Here is a 22,844-nt window from a genome sequence, read left to right as displayed (position 1 = left end):
ATCAGCGGCGCAGATCGTCGACCAGCGTCTGTTTCGATTTCATGCGACGCAGGATTTTCTCCACATCGCTGCTGTAGACCGTATGGTTCTCGCAGAAATAGTCGGTCGCCAACGCCGCATGCTGCCGGTTGGCGAAGCCCTGCACGATGCCTTCCCATTTGTCGCGGCGCGCGCGTGCCCAAGTGCCGTTGGACTGGCCGATCGCATAGATTTTCTTCTCGAACGTTTCGCAGCGGATGCCTTCGTAGCTGACATTGCGCGCGCCCGACTGACTGACTGAAATCAACGTGTAGCGCACCACTCCATCCGATCCGACTGACAGCGACTTGCCATCGACGGCAAAGGATTGCGTTGCCGTCGGACTGACGTAGAACGGCAGCAGATTCTCGGCTTTCGGCGGCGCAGGAAGCTGAACCGCGATTTCTTCCCACGGTTTGTTCTCATCGTCGAAATCCTCGTCGAACGATTGGGCGAAAGCGGCTTGCAACGTGGACAACAGGGCGAAGCCGGCCAGCAGGGCGGCTTGGGAAAGCTTGTTCATGATTCGGTATCGGGTTTGACGTTCCGGGGCGGAGCGGGTTTGCGCGGTGGATGGTTTTGGCGCAGGTGACGGGTGTTGCCATGCGTCGGGCGATTCAGATAGCGTGACAATTCCTGCAACGCACGCTGATAGACATCGCGCTTGAACTCGATAACCACATCCAGCGGCACCCAGTATTCGTGCCAGCGCCATGCATCGAATTCGGGATGTTCGGTCAGGCGCAGGTTGACGTCGCTGTCGCGGCCGACCATGCGCAGCAGGAACCAGATCTGTTTCTGACCTTTGTAGTGGCCGCGGATTTCGCGTTTGATGAAATGGTCGGGAACCTCGTAGCGCAACCAGTCGCGCGTGCGGCCAATGATCTTGACGTGCTCGGCGCGCAGGCCCACTTCCTCTTCAAGTTCGCGGTACATCGCCTGCTCGGGCGTTTCGCCGAACTTGATGCCGCCCTGCGGAAACTGCCACGAATGCTCGCGCACCCGTTTGCCCCACCAGACCTCGTTGTGGGCGTTGAGCAGAATGATGCCGACGTTAGGGCGAAAGCCTTCACGATCCAGCATGTTGCACCTCAAACTTTCTGCGGCGGACGGACCCTTATCGAGAATCGGCAACAAGGCCGTCGGCCGCGGTTGCGCGAGGTGACGCGCGAACAACGGTAACGGCGATCAATTGTACGAAGTACGGGTGCATCAGCCAGCTAATCCTTTAAAATTGAGTCGATTATAACCCTCTCTCTTTCAAAAAGACTCACACCGTCATGCGCGCCTCCCGTTTTTTCATTTCCACTCTTAAAGAAGCACCTTCCGAAGCAGAAATCGTCAGCCACAAGCTGATGATGCGCGCCGGCATGATCAAGCGGCTGGGTTCCGGCATCTACACCTACATGCCGATGGGCTTGCGCGTGATCCGCAAAGTGGAAGCCATCGTCCGCGAGGAAATGAATCGCGCCGGTGCGATCGAGTTGCTGATGCCGGTCGTGCAGCCGGCCGAACTGTGGCAGGAGACCGGGCGCTGGGACAAGATGGGGCCGGAACTGATGCGTGTGAAGGATCGCCACGGTCGCGATTTCGCGATCCAGCCGACGTCGGAAGAAGTCGTCACCGATGTCGTGCGCAGCGATATCAAATCGTATCGTCAGCTGCCGGTGAACTTCTATCACATCCAGACCAAGTTCCGCGATGAGCGCCGTCCGCGTTTCGGCTTGATGCGCGGCCGCGAATTCACGATGAAGGATGCATATTCGTTCGATCGCGACGTCGAAGGTCTGAAGCGTTCCTACGAGATCATGTTCGACGCCTACGTGAACATCTTCACGCGCTTCGGTCTGCAGTTCCGTGCCGTGGCGGCCGACAACGGCGCGATCGGCGGGTCCGGTTCGCATGAATTCCACGTGATCGCGGATACCGGCGAGGACGCGCTGGTCTATTGCCCGTCGTCCGACTATGCGGCCAACATGGAAGCTGCCGAAGCCGTCGCGCCGGCCACGCCGCGCGCCGTTGCCGCGCAAGCGATGGCGAAGACGCCGACACCGGGCAAGACGCGCTGTGAAGACGTCGCCGCACTGCTGAACGTGCCGCTGACACAGACGGTGAAATCCGTCGTGTTGATGGTCGAGAAGGAAGTGGACGGCAAGACATCGAAGCAAGCCTGGATGCTGCTGCTGCGTGGCGATCATGAACTGAACGAAGTGAAGGCGTCCAAGGTGCCGGGTCTGGCGGATTTTCGTTTCGCCAGCGAAGCCGAAATCGTCGAATGGTTCGGCACGCCGCCCGGTTATCTTGGCCCGATTGGTGCGAAGAAACCGATCAATATCGTGGCCGACCGCACAGTGGCGACGATGAGCGATTTCATCTGCGGTGCCAATGAGGTCGATTTCCACCTGACCGGTGTGAACTGGGAGCGTGACCTGCCGGAACCGACGGTATTCGACCTGCGTAATGTCGTCGAAGGCGATGCGTCGCCGGACGGCAAGGGTACGCTGGCGATCCAGCGCGGCATCGAAGTGGGCCATGTATTCCAACTGGGCACGCGCTATTCGGAAGACATGAAAGCCACCTTCCTCGACGAAAATGGCAAGCCGCAACTGCTGCAGATGGGCTGCTACGGCATCGGCATCACGCGCATTCTGGGTGCGGCGATTGAGCAGAACTTCGATGAGCGCGGCATCATCTGGCCGACTTCGCTGGCACCGTTCGAGATCGTGCTGTGCCCGATGGGTTACGACCGCAACGAGGCGGTGCGTGCCGAAGCGGATCGTCTGTACGACGAGCTGACGGCAGCCGGCATCGACGTGATTCTCGACGATCGTGGCGAGCGTCCCGGCGTCATGTTCGCCGATTGGGAATTGATCGGCGTGCCACACCGTATCGTCATCGGCGACCGCGGTTTGAAGGAAGGCAAGCTGGAATACCAGGGGCGCCGCGATGCGGAAGCCACGGCGGTCGCAATGGCCGATGCAGTCGCCTTCGTCAAGACCAGGCTGGCGGCCTGACGGTCGGAGCGAATCGGTGCGCGGGCGTATCCGATCCGGACTGGCAGCTTGTGCCCTGATGCTGGCGATGCAGCCGGTGCTGGCCGGTAATCAGAAGGAAGAAGCACTGGCCGATTCCGTGCGTATAGCGCTGTCGCGTGCGATTGCCGATGCGCGTCCGCCTGTTCCCGATTTCGCCGATGTCGGCGAACGTCTCGATTACTTGAGCTGGCTCGGTGACATGTCGGCCCGCCTTTCGAAGCGTTTGCCGGACAGACAGGTGCGCCTCGAATTTTTGCGGACGGCCTGGTATGAGTCGCGCCGTGCGGGACTGGACCCGGCACTGGTGCTGGGCTTGATCCAGGTGGAATCGGCATTCCGCAAATATGCGGTATCGCCGGTCGGCGCGCACGGTTACATGCAGGTGATGCCGTTCTGGACGCGTGTGATCGGCGATGGCGACCGCAGCACGCTGTTCAACATGCAGACGAATCTGCGATTCGGGTGTTCCATCCTGCGCATGTATCTGGACATGGAGAAGGGCAATCTGTTCATGGCGCTGGGCCGCTATAACGGCAGTCGCGGTCGTTCCGAATATCCGAATGCCGTGCTGGCGGCATGGCGCAAGTGGGAACATAAGCCGGAGCGCAAGCCTGAACTCGGACCAATACCCAAGCCGATACTCGAACAGGAGCCCGTGCAGAATGTCCGGTCGGACAGTACGGTGCAAAAGCAGGCGGTAGCGATGCCGCTGGATGTGCGGTGATTTCTGATTAAGAAACAGGGACGGCAGAAACAAAAACGCCCGCGCGATGCGGGCGTTTTTGTTTGGCACAATGGAAGAAGATTATTTCAGGTGGCCGGAGATGAGTTTGGTCATCTCGAACATGGACACTTGCTTCTTGCCGCCAAAGACAGCTTTCAGTTTGTCGTCTGCATCGATCATGCGCTTGTTGGTCGCATTCTGCAGCTTGAACTTCTTGATGTAATCCCAGACTTTCTTCGTGATTTCCGTACGCGGAGCCGGATTGCCACCGATCACAGCGGCCAACACTGCGGACGGGGTGACAGGTTTCATGAAGGCGGCGTTTGGCTTGCGCGGAGCGGCTTTCTTCTTGGCGACTGCTTTTTTAGCGACGACTTTCTTGGCAGGCGCTTTTTTCGCTACGGCTTTTTTAGCGACGGCTTTCTTGGCCGGTGCCTTCTTGGCGGCGGCTTTCTTGGCAGGCGCTTTTTTCGCTACGGGTTTCTTTGCTGCGGCTTTCTTGGCGGCCGGTTTCTTGGCTGCTGGTTTCTTGGCTGTTGCCATTTCAAAACCTCCTTCACATTGTTTGGGAAATTGCGTCAATTCACGCAACGCTAATAGTGGTGCGGTTTTCCCCGCCGTGCAAGTGTTTTTGTGCGGTTTTCCCCACGTGTGTATGCTGCCCGCCACGCGGTGTCGTCAGAGGGGAAAACGGTGAATTCGCAAGGTGAGTGAGTTCGCGTTTCGTAGACCTGTCGTTCCGACTGCCGAAGCGGCAGCGAAATTCGCTTGCGGTCGACGGCGCCGGCGACGTTTACGGAGTGCGGCGAGAGAGGGAAATCCCGCTTCGAGCCGGGAAGCGCACGCAATAAAAAAGCCGGGAATATCCCGGCTTTTTCGTCTCGCGCATGCGTTTGGCGCAGCGAAGCGTCTAGCGCATTCCCGGCAGCATGCCTTTCATGCCGCGCATCATCTTCGCCATGCCGCCGCCCTTGAGCTTCTTCATCATCGATTGCATCTGCTCGAACTGCGCCAGCATGCGGTTGACTTCCTGTACCTGTACGCCGGCACCGGTGGCGATGCGGCGCTTGCGGGACGCCTTGATCAGCTCCGGCTTGGCGCGCTCGGCCGGCGTCATCGAATTGATGATGCCTTCCATGCGGGCGACCTGCTTGTCGGCCATGCCCATGTTGGCGTTGCCGGCCGCCATCTGCATCTGGGCCGGCAGCTTGTCCATCAGGCTAGCCATGCCGCCCATTTTCTTCATCTGCGTGAGCTGAGACTTGAAGTCGTTCAGGTCGAACTTGCCGCCGCCCTTGATCTTCTGCGCCAGATCCTGCGCGGCTTCCATATCCACGCCTTTGCGCGCTTCCTCGACCAGCGCCAGGATGTCGCCCATGCCGAGGATACGGTCTGCCATGCGCGCCGGGTCGAAGGCTTCCAGCCCGTCCATCTTTTCGGCCACGCCGGCGAACTTGATCGGCTTGCCGGTGACGTGGCGTACCGACAGCGCCGCACCGCCGCGCGAATCGCCGTCCAGCTTGGTCAGCACGACGCCGGTCAGCGGCAGCGCGTCGCTGAAGGCCTTGGCGGTATTGATCGCATCCTGGCCGAGCATGGCGTCGACGACGAACAGCGTCTCGATCGGTTTGACGGCGGCATGCAGCGCGGAGATTTCCTGCATCATCGCCTCGTCGATGCCGAGACGACCGGCGGTATCGATGATCAGCACGTCGTGGTAGTGGCGCTTCGCATGGTCGACGGCGGCCAGTGCGATATCGACCGGCTTGTCGGTCGGCTTGGACGGGAAGAAATCGGCGCCGACCTGCTCGGTCACCGTCTGCAACTGGCCGATCGCGGCCGGACGGTAGACGTCGGCGGAAACGGTCAGCACTTTCTTTTTCTTCTGTTCGCGCAGATATTTGGCCAGCTTGCCGACGGTGGTCGTTTTACCCGCGCCCTGCAGGCCGGCCATCAGGATGATCGCCGGCGGTTGCGTAGCGAAATTCAGCTGTGCAGCTTCGGGGCCGAGATCGGCGCCCATCAGCAACGCCAGTTCGCGCTGGACGACGCCGACCAGTGCCTGGCCCGGCGTCAGCGAACCGATGACGTCCTGGCCCATTGCCCTTTCCTTGACCCGCGCGATGAACTCGCGCACGGCAGGCAAGGCGACGTCGGCTTCGAGCAGCGCGAGCCGTACTTCGCGCAGCATTTCGGCGGTATTGGATTCCGTCAGGCGCGCTTCTCCGCGCATGGTCTTGACGGCCTTGGCTAGGCGTTGGGTGAGGTTGTCGAGCATGTTGGAAGGAAAAATCGGGGTGGGCCGCAAACGTTTGCGCGTCATTGACGTCATTGTCATGAGGCAGCGGCGAAATATCCGCCATTTTACCCGATGCGCGCGGCGGGATTCGCAGCCGAGCAGAGGAGAGGTTTGCGGGGTGGCAAGTGCGAAAATCGATGGGCCGGATGCCGTTCAGTCATGGAAAAATCGACCACAGCGAGGCGCAGAAGACCGCGATCTGAGCTGTTCATGCCCGCGGGCGTGAAAGACAGTTGGTGTAAACTCGAACGATGGAAATTTATTTCTTTGTCTTGGCTGCGCTGTGCTACCTGTGTTGCGCTTTCCTGCCGTCGAAAAACAGGCTGGCGATCTCGCTTGGCACGCTGATCGGCTGGTTGCTGCACGGCGGTGCGTTGTGGGCCGATGTCGCCGCGGCACCCGATTCGCTGCGGCTGGGATTCGCCATCATGCTGTCGGCGACGCTGTGGATTTCGGTTGCGGCCTATTGGCTCGAGAATCGCAATTTCTCCCTGGACGGCATGCGTATCTTGGTGCTGCCCTGCGCGGCGCTGGCGGTACTGCTGCCACCGATTTTTCCCGGCAGCGTCATTCCGCTGCAAGGCAAGACGGCGTTGTTTCCCTGGCATATCGCGATTGCCACGCTGGCCTATGCGACACTGACGATCGCGGCTTTTCACGCGGTGCTGATGGCGTTGCAGGAATCCAAGCTGCACGCGTTGAGTGCGCAGAAGAAGGGATGGTTCGCGCTGGCGATCGAACGTCTGCCCGCCTTGCTGACGATGGAGAAACTGCTGTTCCGCCTGATCGGCTTCGGGTTCCTGCTGCTGACGCTGACCGTGGTTTCCGGTGTAGTTTTTTCCGAGGAATTGTTCGGCAGGGCATTCACCTGGGATCACAAGACGATCTTCACCATACTGTCGTGGGTGCTGTTCGGCGTGCTGCTGGCAGGGCGCCGCTGGCAGGGATGGCGCGGCCGGACCGCACTCGGATTCACGCTGGCCGGTTTTGCCTTGCTGCTGCTGGCCTATGTCGGCAGCCGTTTTGTACTGGAAGTCGTCCTACACCGGAGCTTCATATGAAATTCCTGCTGTGGGCGATTCTGATCTTCGCCGTCATCTGGGTGTTGCGTAACAAGGCACAGGCGCAATCCCGAGCGCAATCCCAATCTCGGCCGCAATCACCTTTTCCAAGCCAACCCTCCGCGCCCGGCGGCGAAATTGAAACCATGCTGAGCTGCGCGCATTGCGGCACGCATTTCCCGGCATCGGAAGCGGTGTTCGACGCCGCACATGCGGCTTTCTGCTGCAGCGAACACCGGCAGCGGCATGCCGGGCGCTGACAACTGCTGATCCGATTCATGGCGCGTTCCCGATCCGTCTACGCAGATACGCGCGAAACCTTCTGGCGTACGCTGCAAACCTTTGCCTTTACGCGCATGGTGATCATCGCCGTGCTGCTCGGTTATTTCGGCTGGGCCGGCAGCAAGGTGATGCGCTACCAGCAGGAATTCTGGACGGCCTGCATCGTGTACCTGTTGCTGGCAATGGGCTTCGTGCTGCTAGCGACCTATCTGCGGCGGCGCTTCCTGTTGCAGGTTGCGGTGCAGATTTCGGTGGACCTGGCCGCGATCACGCTGCTGTATCTGTCGGCGGGCGGTATCAAGAGCGGGCTGGCCATCCTGTACCTGTTCCCGCTCGCTGGCAGTGCGATCCTGGCGCCGCTGGTGCTGGCATTGTTCTTCGTCTCGGTGGTGACGCTGGTGATGCTGGCGGAGAACGGCTACCAGATCCTGAACGCCGGTTCGGACATTTCATCGACGCAAGCCGGGCTGTACGGCGCGGCATTCTTCATCGTCATCTTTGCGATCAATCGTCTGGCTGATCGCCTGATCAAGCAGGAATCGCTGGCGCAAGGGCGGGGCAAGGCGCTGCACATCCAGCAGGCGATCAACCGGCTGGTAATTGCGGACATGGACGACGGCGTGCTGGTGCTGGATCGCAAGGGACGCGTGCTGACCAGCAATCCGGCGGCAGCGCGCATGCTGGGATTGACGTTCCCGCATGAAAAGGCCTACGGCAAACTGTCGGACATGCTCTGGCTGGCGCCGATCGCCGAAGCCTACGTCGCATGGAGCACCAATGCCGGATTGCGGGCGACGACGCAGGGCGGCGCGCAGGGCCGGCCGACGTTCGTGCATATCAAGCACAGCGAGGAAAGCACGCTGCAGGGCGGCACCACGATCTGGGGCGGCCGGCGCGAACTGGCGACGCATCTGCGGTTGCGCTTCGTGCGTGTCGATACCAGCGGCATGCAGGACGAACGCGTGGTGGCGTTCCTGCAGGACGTGACCGAAATCGAGAACCAGGCGCAGCAGCTGAAGCTGGCGTCGATGGGACGGCTGACGGCCAGTATCGCGCACGAAGTGCGTAATCCCCTGTCCGCCATCGGCCATGCGGCCTCGTTGCTGAACGAAGACGAAACCGACGCCGCGCGCCAGCGCATGCTGAAGATCATTGCCGACAATGTCGCGCGGCTGAACCGGATGATCGAAGATATCCTGAAACTGTCGCGCAAGGCGCATCAGCATCCGGAGCCGATCGCGCTGAAGCCGCTGCTGGATGAATTGCTGACGGAATTGCATGAAACGCATGCAGTGAAGGACGGCGTGATTGTGGCTCTCGACACGCGGACGTACAGGGTGCGTTTCGATCCGTTGCATTTGCGTGAAATCATCTTGAACTTGCTGACAAATGCGTTACGCTACGCAAGCGGCGCGCCGGGCAGCATCCAGATTCGTGTCGTGGCCGGCATCGGACATCGGCTCGAACTGCATGTGAAGGACGACGGACCGCAAATCAGTTCCACCGTGCGTGCCCATCTGTTTGAACCGTTCTACACGACGTCGAGCAAGGGAACCGGTTTGGGACTGTATCTGGCACGTGAACTGTGCCTGAACAATGGCGCGATGCTGAACTACGAATACCGCAGCGACGGAGAGAACAGTTCTCCGTCGGGACGCTTCGTCATTACCTTTGCCGCTGACGAAGCGGCATGATGGCCAGCGCATCCGCCCAACTATTGATGAACCGAATATTCTGCAAGCAATGACTGCACCTCGCATCCTGATAGTCGACGACGAAGCCGATCTGCGTGAATTGCTCGAAATCACGCTGGTCAAGATGGGGCTGGACGTCGATAGCGCGCAGAACCTGTCTACCGCCCGCGAGCATCTGGAGCGTACCGAGTATGCGCTGGTGCTGACCGACATGCGATTGCCGGACGGCCTTGGCATCGATCTGGTGCAGGAAATCAATACACAATACAAAAATACGCCGGTGGCCGTCATTACGGCATTCGGCAGCGCCGAAAATGCGGTGGCAGCATTGAAGGCTGGCGCGTTCGATTATCTGTCCAAGCCGGTCGGACTGGAACAGTTGCGCGTCATGGTGCGTTCCGCATTGCGTATCAGTCAAACCGGGCAAACCGGCGGAGCCGGCGAAGCCAGTGAGAGCGCGGTGTGTGGAGAGAAGAGCACGGCAGAGTTATCGTTGCCGCGCCTGATCGGACAATCGGAAGCGATGCAGGCGCTGCGCGCGCAGATCGCACGGTTGGCGCGCAGCATGGCGCCAGTCGCCATCAGCGGCGAATCGGGCAGCGGCAAGGAACTGGCCGCGCGCGATATCCATGCGTTGAGCGCGCGCAGCGACAAGCCCTTCATCGCCGTCAATTGCGGCGCAATTCCGGAAGCGCTGATGGAGGCAGAGTTCTTTGGCTACCGCAAGGGCGCTTTCACTGGTGCGAACGACGACCGCGACGGTTTCTTTCAGGCAGCCAACGGCGGCACGCTGATGCTGGACGAAGTCGCCGATCTGCCGCTGGCAATGCAAGTCAAGCTGCTGCGCGCGATTCAGGAGCGGCGCGTGCGCAAGGTCGGTGCGACGACGGAAGAGCCGGTCGACGTGCGCATCATCAGCGCCACACACCAGAATCTGCACGATTGCGTCGGCAAGGGCGCTTTCCGTCAGGATCTCTATTACCGGTTGAACGTGATCGAGCTGCATCTGCCGCCGTTGCGTGAACGGCTGGACGATATCGGCTTGCTGGCGGACGTCATCCTGGCGCGCCTGGGCGGCGGTCAGACGGCGGCGCTGACGCCGGAAGCACTGGAGGCACTGCGTACTTATCCGTTCCCCGGCAACGTACGGGAACTGGAAAACATCCTGGAACGCGCGCTTGCATTTGCCAACGATGGTGTGATCGAAGTCGGCGATCTGGTGTTGAAGGCGTCGCTGCCGGTAACGTCCGTCTCGGAAGAGGTCATCGTCGCGCCGACGGATACAGTGGCGCCGACGACAACTGCCGTACAGGCTGCGTCGGCATCGACCGATGCCGACTTGCCCGAATCGCTGCCCGATCATCTGGACGACGTCGAGCGCGAAATCATCCGCCGTGCGCTGGCGAAGACGCATTTCAACCGGACGCAGGCGGCGGAACTGCTGGGCATCAGCTTCCGGCAGTTGCGTTACCGGATGCAGCGATTGGATATCCATGCACCGGACTGAGGCGACGGCCAGCGCACCGGTTTTCCATATCGGTGTCGATGGCTGGGCGAAAGGGGCGCAGCACGAACCGTCGCCGAACTGCGATTCGCGCGCCGACGGCACGGCCGTCGACTTGCTGGTCATTCACAACATCAGCCTGCCGCCCGGTCGTTTCGGCGGCCCATACATTGCCGACCTGTTTCTGAACCGGCTCGATTACACGGCCGATCCATATTTCGAGCAGTTGCGACCATTGCGGGTGTCTGCTCACTTTCTGATTCGGCGCGACGGCGCAGTTGTCCAGTTCGTTTCGGCCAACGATCGGGCCTGGCATGCGGGAGCATCGAACTTCTGCGGACGCGAGCGCTGCAACGATTTCTCGATCGGTATCGAGCTGGAAGGAACGGATCATGAACCGTTCGAAGCAGCGCAGTATGCAGCGCTGGCTGCGCTGACTCTTGCATTGCGGCAAGCCTATCCACTCAAAAGCGTCACCGGGCACGAGCACATCGCGCCGGGGCGCAAGACCGATCCCGGCCCTTTTTTCGACTGGGCGCTGTATCGCGAGCGGTATTGTCGCGCTGCCGGAACCGGTACAAAAAAAAGCAAAATCGCTGCAGATCTCGCTTTTTGTCCCATGTAAAAGAATCTATATCGCCGGTGCCGGATTTGTTAAAAAAATATATCTCAAAGCGGTGATAAAACGATTGCATGTCCCGAATCGAGCTACTAGAATTAGGTGCAAATCCTGGTTTCCTTACTAGATGTAGTAGGTTATCAAAAAGTGATTTCTCCCCCGGCTTTGTCCGGCAGCCATCGCAATGTAAGTGTGTATACATATATAGTGGGGACGCCGAATAAACGCACTTCTGCGGGATCGGCATGAAGTTTGCAGTAATGCAATCCTGCGCATCATCAGAATTTTCGCGAAACCGGCACGACCCGGTTTCCCTTTAAAAAACAAGGCAAGTATTGCCGGCAACCGTCACAAAGGAGCCTTCTTCATGCACTCTGCACAAGAAATCCCAGCCAAGTCATCATCGGCCGACATCGGTAACATCGCGTCTCACTCGGTTGCCTCTTCGACCTCCGCACCGGCCGCTTCCGGCCTGGGTGACTATCGCATCATTCGCCGTAACGGCGCCGTCGTCGGTTTCGAACCGTCGAAAATCTCGATCGCCGTCACCAAGGCCTTCCTCGCCGTCAACGGCGGACAGGGGGCGGCTTCCGCGCGCGTGCGCGAACTGGTCGAGAATCTGACCAACAGCGTCGTCAATGCGCTGGTACGTCGCCAGCCGGCGGGCGGCACCTTCCATATCGAAGACGTGCAGGATCAGGTCGAACTGTCGCTGATGCGTTCGGGCGAGCACGACGTCGCGCGCGCCTATGTGCTGTATCGCGCCAAGCGCAATGAAGAGCGTGCGCAGCAGCAGGCCGCCAAGCCGGCCGCGCAGGAGCATCAACTGCACGTGGTGGAAAACGGTCAGCGCCGTCCGCTGGATTTGGACGAAGTGCGCAGCCTGATCAACGCAGCCTGCGAAGGTCTGGAGCAGCACGTCGATGCGTCGGCCATCATCAACGAAACGATCAAGAACCTGTACGACGGCGTGCCGGTCGAGGAACTGCACAAGTCCGCCATCCTGGCTGCGCGCGCACTGATGGAAAAGGACCCGGCCTACAGCACCGTGACTGCCCGCCTGCTGATGCACACAATCCGCAAGGAAGTGTTCGGTCAGGAAGTCGCGCAGGCCGATGCGCCGACGCACTATCTCGAATACTTCCCGAAATTCATCAAGAAGGGCATCGAAGCCGAACTGCTGGATGCCAAGCTCGGCCAGTTCGATTTGAAGAAACTTGCTGATGCGCTGGTGCCGGAACGCGATCTGCAGTTCGGCTACCTCGGTCTGCAGACGCTGTACGACCGTTACTTCCTGCACATTCGCGACGTACGCATCGAAATGCCGCAGGCGTTCTACATGCGCGTGGCGATGGGCCTGGCGCTGAACGAGATCGACCGCGAAGCGCGCGCCATCGAGTTCTACAATCTGCTGTCGACTTTCGATTTCATGAGCTCGACGCCGACGCTGTTCAACTCCGGCACACAACGTTCGCAGCTGTCGTCCTGCTATCTGACGACGGTAGCCGATGACCTCGACGGCATCTACGAAGCGATCAAGGAAAACGCGCTGCTGGCCAAGTACGCCGGCGGCCTCGGCAACGACTGGACGCCGGTGCGCGCGCTGGGCTCGCACATCAAGGGCACGAACGGCAAGTCGCAAGGCGTGGTGCCGTTCCTGAAAGTGGTCAACGACACCGCCGTTGCGGTCAACCAGGGCGGCAAGCGCAAGGGTGCGGTCTGCGCCTACCTGGAAACCTGGCACATGGACATCGAGGAATTTCTCGACCTGCGCAAGAACACCGGCGACGATCGCCGTCGTACGCACGACATGAACACGGCGAACTGGATTCCCGATCTGTTCATGAAGCGCGTGATGGAAAAGGGCGAATGGACGCTGTTCTCGCCTGCCGATTGCCCGGACCTGCACGACAAGGTCGGCAAGGCTTTCGAGGAAGCCTATCTCGGTTACGAGTCCAAGGCTGCACGCGGCGAATTGCGCCTGTTCAAGAAAATCCAGGCGCTGGACCTGTGGCGCAAGATGCTGTCGATGCTGTTCGAAACCGGCCATCCGTGGATCACGTTCAAGGATCCGTGCAACATCCGTTCGCCGCAGCAGCACGTCGGCGTCGTCCACAGCTCGAACCTGTGCACGGAAATCACGCTGAACACCAACGATTCCGAAATCGCGGTCTGCAATCTGGGCTCGGTCAACATGCCGGCCCACATGAAGGACGGCAAGCTCGACCACGCCAAGCTGCAGAAAACCGTCCGCACCGCGATGCGCATGCTGGACAACGTGATCGACATCAACTACTACGCAGTCAAGAAAGCGCGCGATTCCAACCTGCGCCACCGTCCGGTCGGCATGGGCATCATGGGTTTCCAGGACTGCCTGCACATGATGCGCGTGCCGTACGCATCGGATGAAGCGGTGAAATTCGCCGATACGTCGATGGAAGCGGTCTGCTATTACGCCTACCTGGCGTCGACCGAGCTGGCTGAAGAGCGCGGCCGTTACAGCTCCTACCGCGGTTCGCTGTGGGATCGCGGCATCCTGCCGCAGGATTCGCTGAAGCTGCTGGCCGAGGAGCGCGGCGGTTATCTGGAAGTCGATACGTCCGAAACGATGGATTGGCCGGCATTGCGCGCACGCATCAAGGAACACGGCATGCGTAATTCCAACTGCGTGGCGATCGCGCCGACGGCGACGATCTCCAACATCATCGGCGTGTCGGCCTGCATCGAGCCGACGTACCAGAACCTGTACGTCAAATCGAACCTGTCCGGCGAATTTACCGAGATCAACGAATACCTGGTGCGCGACCTGAAGGCACGCGGTCTGTGGGATGAAGTGATGATCTCCGATCTGAAATACTTCGACGGCAGCCTGGCCAAGATCGACCGCATTCCGCAGGACTTGCGCGACATCTATGCCACCGCCTTCGAAGTCGAGCCGAAGTGGCTGGTTGAAGCCGCATCGCGCCGTCAGAAGTGGATCGATCAGGCGCAGTCGTTGAACATCTACATGGCAGGCGCGTCCGGCAAGAAGCTGGACGAAACCTACAAGCTGGCCTGGCTGCGCGGCCTGAAAACCACGTATTACCTGCGCACGATCGGTGCTACCCACACCGAGAAGTCGACGACCAAGGCCGGTGCGCTGAATGCCGTCGATGCGAATGCCGTTTCGTCCGCCGCGTCTGCAGCGCCGCAACAGGATGGTCCGGCGTGCATGCTGCGTCCAGGCGATCCGGGCTTCGAGGAATGCGAAGCCTGCCAGTAAAGCTGAAATGCCGGCCAAATGAAGGCTGGCATCAATCAGAAAACAACCCATCCGTGGTGCTGCACTGAACTTGAACCGATAAATGCGGACAAAGTGAAAGAAGGCAGTGCCGCGGAGATGAAAGAGGAATTGAATATGCTAAGTTGGGATGAAGACCAGACGCCGAAGGCCGTGCCGCAACCAGCGTTGCAGCCGGTGCGCGATGCGCACGCGGACGTCGCCCTGAATCCGGCACTGGTGGCTAAACCTGCGGCCGCTGCCAATCCGGCACATCGCATGGATGCTGCCGACAAACGCGTCATCAACGGCCAGACCGACGTCAACCAGCTGGTCCCGTTCAAGTACAAATGGGCTTGGGACAAATACCTGGCCGGCTGCGCCAACCACTGGATGCCGCAGGAAATCAACATGCAGCGCGACATCGAGCTGTGGAAGAACCCGAACGGCCTGACCGAAGACGAGCGCCGCATCGTCAAGCGCAACCTCGGCTTCTTCGTGACCGCCGATTCGCTGGCCGCCAACAACATCGTGCTCGGCACCTATCGCCACATCACGGCACCGGAATGCCGCCAGTACCTGCTGCGCCAGGCGTTCGAGGAAGCGATCCACACGCATGCCTACCAGTACATCGTCGAATCGCTCGGCCTGGACGAAGGCGAGATCTTCAACGCCTACAACGAGGTCGCCTCGATCCGCGACAAGGATCAGTTCCTGATCCCGTTCATCGAGACGCTGACCGATCCGGAATTCAAGACCGGTACGCTCGAGACCGATCAAAAACTGCTGCGCTCTCTGATCGTGTTCGCCTGCCTGATGGAAGGTTTGTTCTTCTACGTCGGCTTCGCGCAGATCCTTGCGCTCGGTCGTCAGAACAAGATGATGGGTGCGGCAGAACAGTATCAGTACATCCTGCGTGACGAGTCCATGCACTGCAACTTCGGCATCGATCTGATCAACACGATCAAGATGGAGAACCCGCATCTGTGGACACCACAATTCCGCGAAGAGATCAAAGCGTTGTTTTTACGTGCAGTAGAGTTGGAATATCGCTACGCTGAGGATACAATGCCGCGAGGCGTGCTTGGTTTGAATGCACCGATGTTCAAGAGCTATCTCAGGTTCATCGCTAATCGTCGAGCACAGCAAATCGGTTTGGAACCGATGTTCGAACAAGAGGAAAATCCCTTCCCTTGGATGAGCGAGATGATCGATCTGAAAAAGGAACGCAACTTTTTCGAGACGCGGGTCATCGAATACCAGACAGGTGGTGCGCTCAACTGGGAGTAAAAGTTTGGACGTGCGATCTGCCTAAAAATAAGGCAGTCGCATTTGGCAGCCGGGGATAGAAAAAATGCCTGCCCGGCTTGCAGAAAAAATGAAAGGCAACAATCCAAATTAATGAACAGTAGACGACCGACAAGTTCTCTCCTGGCCGAACCGCTTTATCCGATTCAATCGGGTAAGGCGGTTTTTTCTTTGGAAAAAGGTTTGTCCTTTCAGAAACAAGTTTCCGACGCCGGCCCGAAGGCTGGCGTCATTTAGACGGTCGATCGCTGCAGAAGCGGCGAAAACGTACCGGGAGTTTGGCTGAAGTGCTGCATAAGTGAGGGGATGCAGCAGTTCAGCTGGTGCCGAATTCATTAGCGCAAGCGCCGCTTCAAGCTTGCGCCGATGAATAATCCGCCTGCTTCATCGCGCGCGATGGGCAGGAGGGTTTCCAATTAGCTTGTATTTTTCCATCACGTGAAGGAGAAAAGAAATGGCAACAGCAAAGAAAGCAGCAAAGAAACCCGCTGCAAAGAAAAAAGTCGCATCCAAGAAGCCGGTCGCTAAAAAAGCAGCTGCCAAGAAAACCGTAGCGAAGAAAGCTACGGCGAAGAAGGCAGTCAAGCGTCCAGTCGCCAAGAAAGCTGCCAAGAAATCGGTAGCGAAGAAGGCCGTCAAGAAAACCGTAGCGAAAAAAGCTGTCAAGAAAACGGTCGCCAAAAAAGCTGCGAAGAAAACCGTAGCGAAAAAAGCCGCCAAGAAAACGGTCGCTAAAAAAGCTGCGAAGAAAACCGTAGCCAAGAAAGCTGCCAAGAAGTCGGTAGCTAAAAAGGCCGCCAAGAAGCCGGTAGCGAAGAAAGCAGCCAAGAAAGCAGCCAAGAAACCGGCCGCTAAAAAAGCTGCTAAGAAGCCGGCTGCCAAGAAAGCTGCCAAGAAACCGGCTGCTAAAAAAGCTGCTCCGAAAAAGGCCGCTGCCAAGAAACCGGCTGCCAAGCCTGCTGCCGTTGCAGCGCCTGCAGTGAAGACGGTTCTGAATCCGGCAGCGGCATGGCCGTTTCCGACGGGTTCTCGCCCGTAAATCCAGCGCTGACTGGATGGGCCTGACGAAAGTCGGGCACAATCCCGCTGTGCGGCTTGCGTCGCACAGCGTTTTTTTTTAAGGAAAGACAGTGGATAGCATATTCGTCCTGATCATCGATACGGCCGCCGTGGTGCTGGCCGGCGCCTTGCTGCTCAGATTCTGGATGCAGGCCGTGCGCGTGCGCCCGCCGATGGAGATCGCGCAATTCATCTATCAATTGACGGATTGGCTGGTGCGGCCGCTACGTCGCGTGCTGCCTGGCGCTGGAGGATATGACTGGGCGAGCCTGATCGGCGCCTATCTCGTTGCGCTGATCGCGACCGTGTTCGATATATGGTTGAGCGGTTTGTTGGCGCCGCATGCTGCCTTGCTGCTGGCGTTGCTGCGGGTTTGTCAGTGGGCGTTATACGGCCTGATCGGCTTGATCCTGATCGAAGTGGTCTTCAGCTGGGTCAATCCGCATGCGCCGCTGGCGCCTTTCGTGCGTGCGCTTAACGATCCGTTGATGCGCCCGTTGCGCCGCGTTGTTCCGCTGATCGGTACCATCGATCTGTCGCCGCTGGTCGCGCTGATTCTGTTGCAGATCGCGATCCGGCTGGTGACGATGGTCATCACGTCTTTCCTGTAACGGCAGGCCGGCCCGAAGGCCGCCTTGCCGTCACATCGGTACCCCAAAACTCAGAAGCGATAACCGAAAGCCTGCTGGAATCGATCCTCGATTTCCGCACGGCTTGGCGCGTGGTTCTGCGGTCCTTGCGAAGCAATCTTGATGGAACCCATCAGGCTCGACAGGCGTCCGGTAGTGGCCCAGTCGAAGCCGTTCGTCAGGCCGTACAGCAGGCCGGCGCGGAAGGCGTCGCCGCAACCGGTAGGATCGACGACTTTCTCGGCTTTAACGCACGGAATTTCCAGGCGTTCGTTGCCGGTGAAAATTTCCGCGCCCTGTTCGCCACGCGTGACGATCAGCGCCGAAACGCGATCGGCGATATCGCCCAGCGTCAGGCCGGTACGCGAGGTCAGCAGCTCGGCCTCGTAGTCGTTGACGGCGACATAGGTGGCTTGCTCGATGAAATTCTTCAGGTCATTGCCATCGAACATCGGCAGCCCCTGACCCGGATCGAAGATGAACGGCACGCCGAGCTCGGCGCAGTCTTTCGCGTGCTGCAGCATGCCGTCGCGGCCGTCCGGCGCGACGATGGCGATCTTGACTTCGCCTGCGTCGGCCACCTTGTTTTCATGCGCAAACGACATGGCACCCGGATGGAAGGCGTTGATCTGGTTGCCGCCTACATCGGTCGTGATGAATGCCTGGCCGGTGTACGACTGAGGAATCGTCTTGATGCATTGCTGCGAAATGCCCAGCTGCGTCAGACGTTCGCGATACGGTTGATCGTCCTGGCCGATGGTTGCCATGATCAACGGTTCACCGCCGAGCAGTTTCAGGTTGTAGGCGATGTTGCCGGCGCAGCCGCCGAATTCGCGGCGCAGGCTGGGAACGAGAAAGGAGACGTTGATCTTGTGCAGCTGGTCGGCCAGCAGGGATTCGGAAAAGCGGCCCTCGAACAGCATGATCGTATCGAAGGCAAGCGAACCGCAGATGAGTGATTTCATGAGTGGAAGTCGATGATGAAAGTTGGCCGCCATGATACACGCATCGGCGCGGGCAGCGGCAAAGCGTCGACCGGGACGGTGAGGCAGGGAACGGTTACGGATAGAACAGATAAACGCGGTAGCCGGATGCCTTGATCTGCTGCAGCTGGAAGGCAAGTCGCGCGGTTCGTTCGCTGCTCGGTCCGAACCCCTGGCGAATCTCCTCGCCGGCGACATAGTCGGACGGCCGGAACACGCGGCGCAGCAGCGGCTTCTCGTTGCCGTCGTTGAGCGTCAGTTCGATGTGTGGCCATTCCTGCGGCGTCGTGCTGTTGTTGCGCAGCAGCGTAGTGAGTACAAACATGTCGCCATTGTTCGCGACTGTCTGCAACTCGCTGGACTCGATCGAGACGGCGGAAATTTGCGCCGGCAGGCTGATATGGCAACCGACCAGGTTGCAGGCTTGCGTCAGCAGAGGTTTGGCCTGCGGGAACAGACCGCCAAGCTGATTGCGGAAAACATAGATGCCCTGCAGTACGGCGGCGGCGAACAGGATGCATGATCCTGTGATCAGAAAATTGCGTAATTTCCGGCCGATTCGTTGCCTGCGGCGGCCATGTCGGATGAAGCTGGGCTCTTCTTCCACAGCGTCGGGCGTTTCCTCTTCATCCAGTTCATCGTCCTTTTCTTCGCGCCGGGCCTTGCTTTTGTTTCGCGCGGAACGTCGCCAGGGTTTACGCTGCAGATCCTCGATGGCTTCGTCCAGCTCGTCGGGCGCATGTGGATCGAAAGCCGTCGCACCGCCTTCGGCGCGGCTGTATCGCTGTTCGCCATCGATCTCTTCGTCTTCGTTCGTATCGATGGCAAAATCCATCAATGTCATGCGCTGCAGCGGATCGACCGGTGTGTCGTCTTTTGTATCGTCCTCTCTATCGTTCTTTATCGGGGCAGGAAATTCACGTTCGAAGTGAGAGGGAATCTCGAAAGCCAGCCGGCTGGCGGGAACAGGCGGATCGACGGCGTCGTTTTCTTCTTCCGATGCGGATGCTTCTTGTTGTTGCGCATCGTCTTCAGCGGGTTCGTGCGCTTTGTCGATGTCGTCCTGCGTAGATGTGTCAGATGTTTGCTCTGTCGTCACCTGCGGCGAAACGTCGGCGAGCGATGCGGGAGGTGCCGCAATAGGAGATGCAGAAGGAGGCGCAGCTTCGGTTTTGGCACCGGGTTTTTCGGGCGGCAGCAAATGCTCGATACCGTTGAAGATTTCCTTGCAGTGGCCGCAACGCACGAGGCCGGCACGCAGTTTCAACTGATCATGAGCGACGCGAAACGTCGTCTGACAGTGCGGGCATTTCGTTGCGAGCGCCATGATGCGGATTATCCGGTGACGGTCAAGCTGCCGGCCAGCGCGACCCAGCCTTCCTGTTCACGCCATACGTTCAGCTTGATGAAGGGCGCATAGGTCGCGATCACGTCGTCGGCTTGCGTTGCCAGTACGCCGGAGAGCAGCAGCGTGCCGCCAGGTCCAACACGTCCCGACAGCATCGGCGCCATCATTTTCAGCGGATTGGCGAGGATGTTGGCGACGACCGCATCGAATGTTTGCGATTGTCCGGTCGCGGCAAAATCGTCCGGCACGTAATAGTCGACCTCGCAGCGATTGCGCGCGGTATTGGCCTGTGCGGCTTCGACTGCCTGCGGATCGATGTCGATGCCGATGACATGAGCGGCGCCGACTTTCTTCGCGACCATCGCCAGAATGCCTGAGCCGCAGCCGTAATCGAGTACTGTTTTGCCGATCGGCGGATGTGCTTCCAGCCATTCCATGCACAGCCGCGTGGTTGGATGGCTGCCGGTGCCGAAGGCGAGGCCGGGATCGAGTTCGAGGACCAGTGCCGAAGGATCGGGCGCATCATGCCAGCTCGGTACGACCCAGATGTTCTTGCCGATGTGCATCGGTTCGAATTGCGATTGCGTCAGGCGGACCCAATCCTGTTCGGCGACGGGACGCAGCGCATATTTCAGTTTTGCGGATTGCAGGCCGACGGCTTGGGCGGCTTCATCGATCATTGCTGCCTGATCGGCATCCTCGGCGGTCAGCGCGACGACACGACTGTTTTCCCAGGCTGTCTCCGTCGGCTCCATGCCGGGTTCACCGAACAGCGGCTGTTCGGCGTCAGTGCCGAGATCGGCATCTTCGACCGAGACGGATAGCGCGCCGGCATCGATCAGCGCATCGGACAGAGCCTCCGCATGCGTACGTGCAACTTCGATGACGATTTCGGTCCAGCTCATGCATACCTCGGTTGGTTAGATTGCGCAGCCCGGCAAGTATCGCCGATTTGTCTGGCGCAAGGAAGAGATGATAATGCCGTCACGGCAGGCTTGCTGCGGTGACGGCATCGGATGGTTGAAACGAGAGAATAGCCGGTCAGTTGTTTACAGGTTTTTCCGCCAGTTTCTGTTCCAGGTAATGAATGTTGGTGCCGCCTTCGATGAAGCGCGCATCGACCATCAGTTCGCGATGTAGCGGAATGTTTGTTGAAATGCCTTCGACCACCATTTCCGACAACGCGATCTGCATGCGGCGGATTGCCTGTTCGCGCGTCGCGCCGTATGCGATGACCTTACCGACCATCGAATCGTAGTGCGGCGGCACGAAGTAGCCGGCATAAGCGTGCGAATCGACGCGGATGCCCGGACCGCCCGGTGCGTGCCACGCATTGATCTTGCCCGGCGACGGCGTGAACTTGAACGGATCTTCTGCATTGATGCGGCATTCGATCGCGTGGCCGCTCAGGATCACGTCGCGCTGGCGGAAGCGCAGTTTCTCGCCGCAAGCGATACGGATCTGTTCCTGCACGATGTCGATGCCGGTGATCATCTCGGTGACCGGATGTTCGACCTGCACGCGTGTGTTCATCTCGATGAAGTAGAACTCGCCGTTCTCGTACAGGAATTCGAACGTGCCGGCGCCACGGTAGCCCATCTTGCGGCAGGCTTCGGCGCAGCGGTCGCCGATGCGTTCGATGGTCTTGCGCGGAATGCCTGGCGCCGGCGCTTCTTCCAGCACCTTCTGGTGGCGGCGCTGCATCGAGCAGTCGCGCTCGCCCAGCCAGACCGCATTGCCGTGTTCGTCGGCCAGGATCTGGATTTCCACGTGGCGCGGATTCTCCAGATACTTCTCCATATAGACTTCGGGATTGCCGAAGGCCGAGCCGGCCTCCGTCTTGGTCATCGTGACCGCATTCAGCAATGGCGCTTCGGTATGCACGACGCGCATGCCGCGCCCGCCGCCGCCGCCCGCTGCCTTGATGATGACCGGATAGCCGATACGGCGCGCAATCTGCACGATTTCCTTTGGATCATCCGGCAATGCGCCGTCCGAACCCGGCACGCAAGGCACGCCGGCCTTGATCATGGCCTGCTTGGCCGAAACCTTGTCGCCCATCATGCGGATCGATTCCGGACGTGGGCCGATGAAGACGAAGCCCGATTGTTCGACGCGTTCGGCGAAGTCGGCGTTTTCGGAGAGGAAACCGTAGCCCGGATGAATCGCTTCAGCGTCGGTGACTTCGGCTGCGCTGATGATGGCCGGCATGTTCAGATAGCTCAGCGACGAAGGTGCCGGCCCGATGCAGACCGATTCGTCGGCCAGCTTGACGTACTTCGCATCGCGGTCCGCTTCGGAGTGGACGACGACGGTCTTGATGCCCAATTCGCGGCAGGCGCGCTGAATGCGGAGCGCGATCTCGCCGCGGTTGGCAATGAGAATTTTTTCAAACATAGTGAAAGCGGTGCTCGTCGTGATGAGGAAGAGGCCGGTCTGGCGACAGGGGCGGCCGGCTGCATTGCAGCGTCGGCACAGCCCCTCTCATCAGCCGATGATGAACAGCGGCTGGCCGAATTCGACCGGCTGGCCGTTTTCGACCAGGATTTCCTTGATGACGCCGGCCGTGTCTGCATCGATTTCGTTGAGCAACTTCATCGCTTCGATGATGCACAGCGTATCGCCTTCCTTGACGCTGGCGCCGACTTCCACGAATGCCGGGGCGCCCGGAGCGGACGAACGGTAGAAAGTGCCCACCATCGGCGACTTGACGACATGGCCCTGGATTTCCGGGGCTGCGGCGGCAGGTGCAGCGGCGGCGGCTGCTACCGGGGCGGCAGCTGGCGCAGCGGTATATTGCGGCGCGCTCGGCGGCATCATCACGACCTGATTTTGCGGAGCTGCGCCAGATTTGACGATGCGTACCTTGCTTTCGCCTTCGGTCACTTCCAGTTCGGCGATATCCGATTCGGCAACGAGGTCGATCAGTGTCTTGAGTTTGCGTAAATCCATGTGAATTCCTTGGAAGGTCTTATTTTTAAGAATGAGAATTGGCGGCAATTATACGATTTTTGCCGTTAAA

The 22,844-nt window shown here is 59.5% G+C and carries 20 protein-coding genes; 11 read left to right on the top strand and 9 right to left on the bottom strand.

The features are described from left to right. Position 1: 1 nt before the first annotated feature. Positions 2-541: a CNP1-like family protein gene (locus ACO1VH_RS04185; RefSeq protein ID WP_486242695.1), complete on the bottom strand. Its 540-nt coding sequence runs from the start codon at positions 539-541 to the stop codon at positions 2-4. Beyond that, entirely contained in the window at positions 538-1,101 is a 564-nt protein-coding gene (locus ACO1VH_RS04180) for an RNA pyrophosphohydrolase (protein WP_486242694.1), read from the bottom strand. The genes ACO1VH_RS04185 and ACO1VH_RS04180 overlap by 4 nt, the downstream gene beginning before the upstream one ends. Before the next feature lie 197 nt (positions 1,102-1,298). On the opposite strand from ACO1VH_RS04180, the gene ACO1VH_RS04175 reads away from it, so the two are divergent. Together ACO1VH_RS04175 and ACO1VH_RS04170 are read left to right on the top strand one after the other, a co-directional pair. Continuing rightward, complete coding sequence (locus ACO1VH_RS04175) at positions 1,299-3,032, top strand: proline--tRNA ligase (protein ID WP_486242692.1); 1,734 nt, start codon at positions 1,299-1,301, stop codon at positions 3,030-3,032. 58 nt (positions 3,033-3,090) lie between these two features. Continuing rightward, positions 3,091-3,777, top strand: coding sequence for a lytic transglycosylase domain-containing protein (locus ACO1VH_RS04170; protein ID WP_486242853.1), 687 nt, complete (start codon positions 3,091-3,093; stop codon positions 3,775-3,777). Between the two features lie 81 nt (positions 3,778-3,858). On the opposite strand, the gene ACO1VH_RS04165 is transcribed toward ACO1VH_RS04170, so the two are convergent. Together ACO1VH_RS04165 and ffh are read right to left on the bottom strand one after the other, a co-directional pair. Further along, positions 3,859-4,320 carry an SWIB/MDM2 domain-containing protein gene (locus tag ACO1VH_RS04165; RefSeq protein WP_486242851.1) on the bottom strand — a complete coding sequence of 154 codons (462 nt, stop codon included), beginning with the start codon at positions 4,318-4,320 and terminating at the stop codon, positions 3,859-3,861. A 367-nt stretch (positions 4,321-4,687) separates the two neighbouring features. Continuing rightward, positions 4,688-6,055: a signal recognition particle protein gene (ffh, locus tag ACO1VH_RS04160; protein ID WP_486242690.1), complete on the bottom strand. Its 1,368-nt coding sequence runs from the start codon at positions 6,053-6,055 to the stop codon at positions 4,688-4,690. 272 nt (positions 6,056-6,327) lie between these two features. Here ffh and ACO1VH_RS04155 point away from each other — a divergent pair, with 272 nt between their 5' ends. The 9 genes from ACO1VH_RS04155 (at position 6,328) to ACO1VH_RS04115 (ending at position 17,473) form a co-directional block, all read left to right on the top strand. Beyond that, complete coding sequence (locus ACO1VH_RS04155; RefSeq protein ID WP_486242689.1) at positions 6,328-7,137, top strand: cytochrome C assembly family protein; 810 nt, start codon at positions 6,328-6,330, stop codon at positions 7,135-7,137. Further along, on the top strand, positions 7,134-7,397 hold the full coding sequence (locus ACO1VH_RS04150) for a PP0621 family protein (RefSeq protein WP_486242687.1): 264 nt from the start codon (positions 7,134-7,136) through the stop codon (positions 7,395-7,397). The genes ACO1VH_RS04155 and ACO1VH_RS04150 overlap by 4 nt, the downstream gene beginning before the upstream one ends. Positions 7,398-7,415: 18 nt before the next feature. Next, positions 7,416-9,113 carry a sensor histidine kinase gene (locus tag ACO1VH_RS04145; protein ID WP_486242686.1) on the top strand — a complete coding sequence of 566 codons (1,698 nt, stop codon included), beginning with the start codon at positions 7,416-7,418 and terminating at the stop codon, positions 9,111-9,113. Positions 9,114-9,162: 49 nt separating this feature from the next. Beyond that, the gene (locus ACO1VH_RS04140) at positions 9,163-10,620 is read left to right on the top strand and encodes a sigma-54-dependent transcriptional regulator (protein ID WP_486242684.1); all 1,458 of its coding nucleotides are present in this window, start codon (positions 9,163-9,165) and stop codon (positions 10,618-10,620) included. Next, positions 10,607-11,242 carry a 1,6-anhydro-N-acetylmuramyl-L-alanine amidase AmpD gene (gene ampD, locus ACO1VH_RS04135; RefSeq protein ID WP_486242682.1) on the top strand — a complete coding sequence of 212 codons (636 nt, stop codon included), beginning with the start codon at positions 10,607-10,609 and terminating at the stop codon, positions 11,240-11,242. Before ACO1VH_RS04140 ends, ampD begins: the two co-directional genes overlap by 14 nt. A 361-nt stretch (positions 11,243-11,603) precedes the next feature. Beyond that, entirely contained in the window at positions 11,604-14,498 is a 2,895-nt protein-coding gene (locus ACO1VH_RS04130; protein ID WP_486242681.1) for a ribonucleoside-diphosphate reductase subunit alpha, read from the top strand. Positions 14,499-14,633: 135 nt separating this feature from the next. Then, positions 14,634-15,785: a ribonucleotide-diphosphate reductase subunit beta gene (locus tag ACO1VH_RS04125; RefSeq protein WP_486242679.1), complete on the top strand. Its 1,152-nt coding sequence runs from the start codon at positions 14,634-14,636 to the stop codon at positions 15,783-15,785. A gap of 472 nt (positions 15,786-16,257) precedes the next feature. After that, positions 16,258-16,842, top strand: coding sequence for a histone H1-like DNA-binding protein (locus ACO1VH_RS04120; protein WP_486242677.1), 585 nt, complete (start codon positions 16,258-16,260; stop codon positions 16,840-16,842). Positions 16,843-16,933: 91 nt separating this feature from the next. Next, entirely contained in the window at positions 16,934-17,473 is a 540-nt protein-coding gene (locus ACO1VH_RS04115; RefSeq protein WP_486242676.1) for a YggT family protein, read from the top strand. Between the two features lie 50 nt (positions 17,474-17,523). Here ACO1VH_RS04115 and ACO1VH_RS04110 read toward each other — a convergent pair whose 3' ends face one another. The 5 genes from ACO1VH_RS04110 to accB all read right to left on the bottom strand — a co-directional run bounded on the left by ACO1VH_RS04110 (position 17,524) and on the right by accB (position 22,774). Further along, a complete protein-coding gene (locus ACO1VH_RS04110) occupies positions 17,524-18,456 on the bottom strand; it encodes a carbohydrate kinase family protein (protein WP_486242674.1) in 933 nt (310 codons plus the stop codon). A gap of 94 nt (positions 18,457-18,550) precedes the next feature. Continuing rightward, on the bottom strand, positions 18,551-19,801 hold the full coding sequence (locus tag ACO1VH_RS04105) for a DUF3426 domain-containing protein (protein ID WP_486242672.1): 1,251 nt from the start codon (positions 19,799-19,801) through the stop codon (positions 18,551-18,553). An 8-nt stretch (positions 19,802-19,809) separates the two neighbouring features. Then, positions 19,810-20,727 (bottom strand): 50S ribosomal protein L11 methyltransferase, encoded by a 918-nt coding sequence (gene prmA / locus ACO1VH_RS04100; protein WP_486242670.1) that lies wholly within the window; start codon positions 20,725-20,727, stop codon positions 19,810-19,812. A gap of 136 nt (positions 20,728-20,863) precedes the next feature. Next, positions 20,864-22,219 (bottom strand): acetyl-CoA carboxylase biotin carboxylase subunit, encoded by a 1,356-nt coding sequence (gene accC, locus ACO1VH_RS04095; protein ID WP_486242669.1) that lies wholly within the window; start codon positions 22,217-22,219, stop codon positions 20,864-20,866. A gap of 90 nt (positions 22,220-22,309) precedes the next feature. After that, positions 22,310-22,774, bottom strand: a complete 465-nt coding sequence (gene accB, locus ACO1VH_RS04090; protein WP_486242667.1) for an acetyl-CoA carboxylase biotin carboxyl carrier protein — start codon at positions 22,772-22,774, stop codon at positions 22,310-22,312. Positions 22,775-22,844 lie beyond the last annotated feature (70 nt).

Source organism: Oxalicibacterium sp. (genome assembly GCF_057353965.1).
This window is presented reverse-complemented; position numbering and strand designations above follow the sequence as displayed.

Bases quoted from the DNA above. Each gene is read 5' to 3' on its own strand.
- ACO1VH_RS04110 (WP_486242674.1), bottom strand. From the start codon at position 18,456: ATGAAATCACTCATCTGCGGTTCGCTTGCCTTCGATACGATCATGCTG.
- ACO1VH_RS04170 (WP_486242853.1), top strand. From the start codon at position 3,091: ATGCTGGCGATGCAGCCGGTGCTGGCCGGTAATCAGAAGGAAGAAGCA.
- ACO1VH_RS04130 (WP_486242681.1), top strand. From the start codon at position 11,604: ATGCACTCTGCACAAGAAATCCCAGCCAAGTCATCATCGGCCGACATC.
- ACO1VH_RS04105 (WP_486242672.1), bottom strand. From the start codon at position 19,801: ATGGCGCTCGCAACGAAATGCCCGCACTGTCAGACGACGTTTCGCGTC.
- ACO1VH_RS04145 (WP_486242686.1), top strand. From the start codon at position 7,416: ATGGCGCGTTCCCGATCCGTCTACGCAGATACGCGCGAAACCTTCTGG.
- ACO1VH_RS04175 (WP_486242692.1), top strand. From the start codon at position 1,299: ATGCGCGCCTCCCGTTTTTTCATTTCCACTCTTAAAGAAGCACCTTCC.
- prmA (WP_486242670.1), bottom strand. From the start codon at position 20,727: ATGAGCTGGACCGAAATCGTCATCGAAGTTGCACGTACGCATGCGGAG.
- ACO1VH_RS04185 (WP_486242695.1), bottom strand. From the start codon at position 541: ATGAACAAGCTTTCCCAAGCCGCCCTGCTGGCCGGCTTCGCCCTGTTG.
- ACO1VH_RS04140 (WP_486242684.1), top strand. From the start codon at position 9,163: ATGACTGCACCTCGCATCCTGATAGTCGACGACGAAGCCGATCTGCGT.
- ACO1VH_RS04155 (WP_486242689.1), top strand. From the start codon at position 6,328: ATGGAAATTTATTTCTTTGTCTTGGCTGCGCTGTGCTACCTGTGTTGC.
- accB (WP_486242667.1), bottom strand. From the start codon at position 22,774: ATGGATTTACGCAAACTCAAGACACTGATCGACCTCGTTGCCGAATCG.
- ACO1VH_RS04120 (WP_486242677.1), top strand. From the start codon at position 16,258: ATGGCAACAGCAAAGAAAGCAGCAAAGAAACCCGCTGCAAAGAAAAAA.
- ACO1VH_RS04165 (WP_486242851.1), bottom strand. From the start codon at position 4,320: ATGGCAACAGCCAAGAAACCAGCAGCCAAGAAACCGGCCGCCAAGAAA.
- ACO1VH_RS04125 (WP_486242679.1), top strand. From the start codon at position 14,634: ATGCTAAGTTGGGATGAAGACCAGACGCCGAAGGCCGTGCCGCAACCA.
- ACO1VH_RS04150 (WP_486242687.1), top strand. From the start codon at position 7,134: ATGAAATTCCTGCTGTGGGCGATTCTGATCTTCGCCGTCATCTGGGTG.
- accC (WP_486242669.1), bottom strand. From the start codon at position 22,219: ATGTTTGAAAAAATTCTCATTGCCAACCGCGGCGAGATCGCGCTCCGC.
- ACO1VH_RS04180 (WP_486242694.1), bottom strand. From the start codon at position 1,101: ATGCTGGATCGTGAAGGCTTTCGCCCTAACGTCGGCATCATTCTGCTC.
- ffh (WP_486242690.1), bottom strand. From the start codon at position 6,055: ATGCTCGACAACCTCACCCAACGCCTAGCCAAGGCCGTCAAGACCATG.
- ampD (WP_486242682.1), top strand. From the start codon at position 10,607: ATGCACCGGACTGAGGCGACGGCCAGCGCACCGGTTTTCCATATCGGT.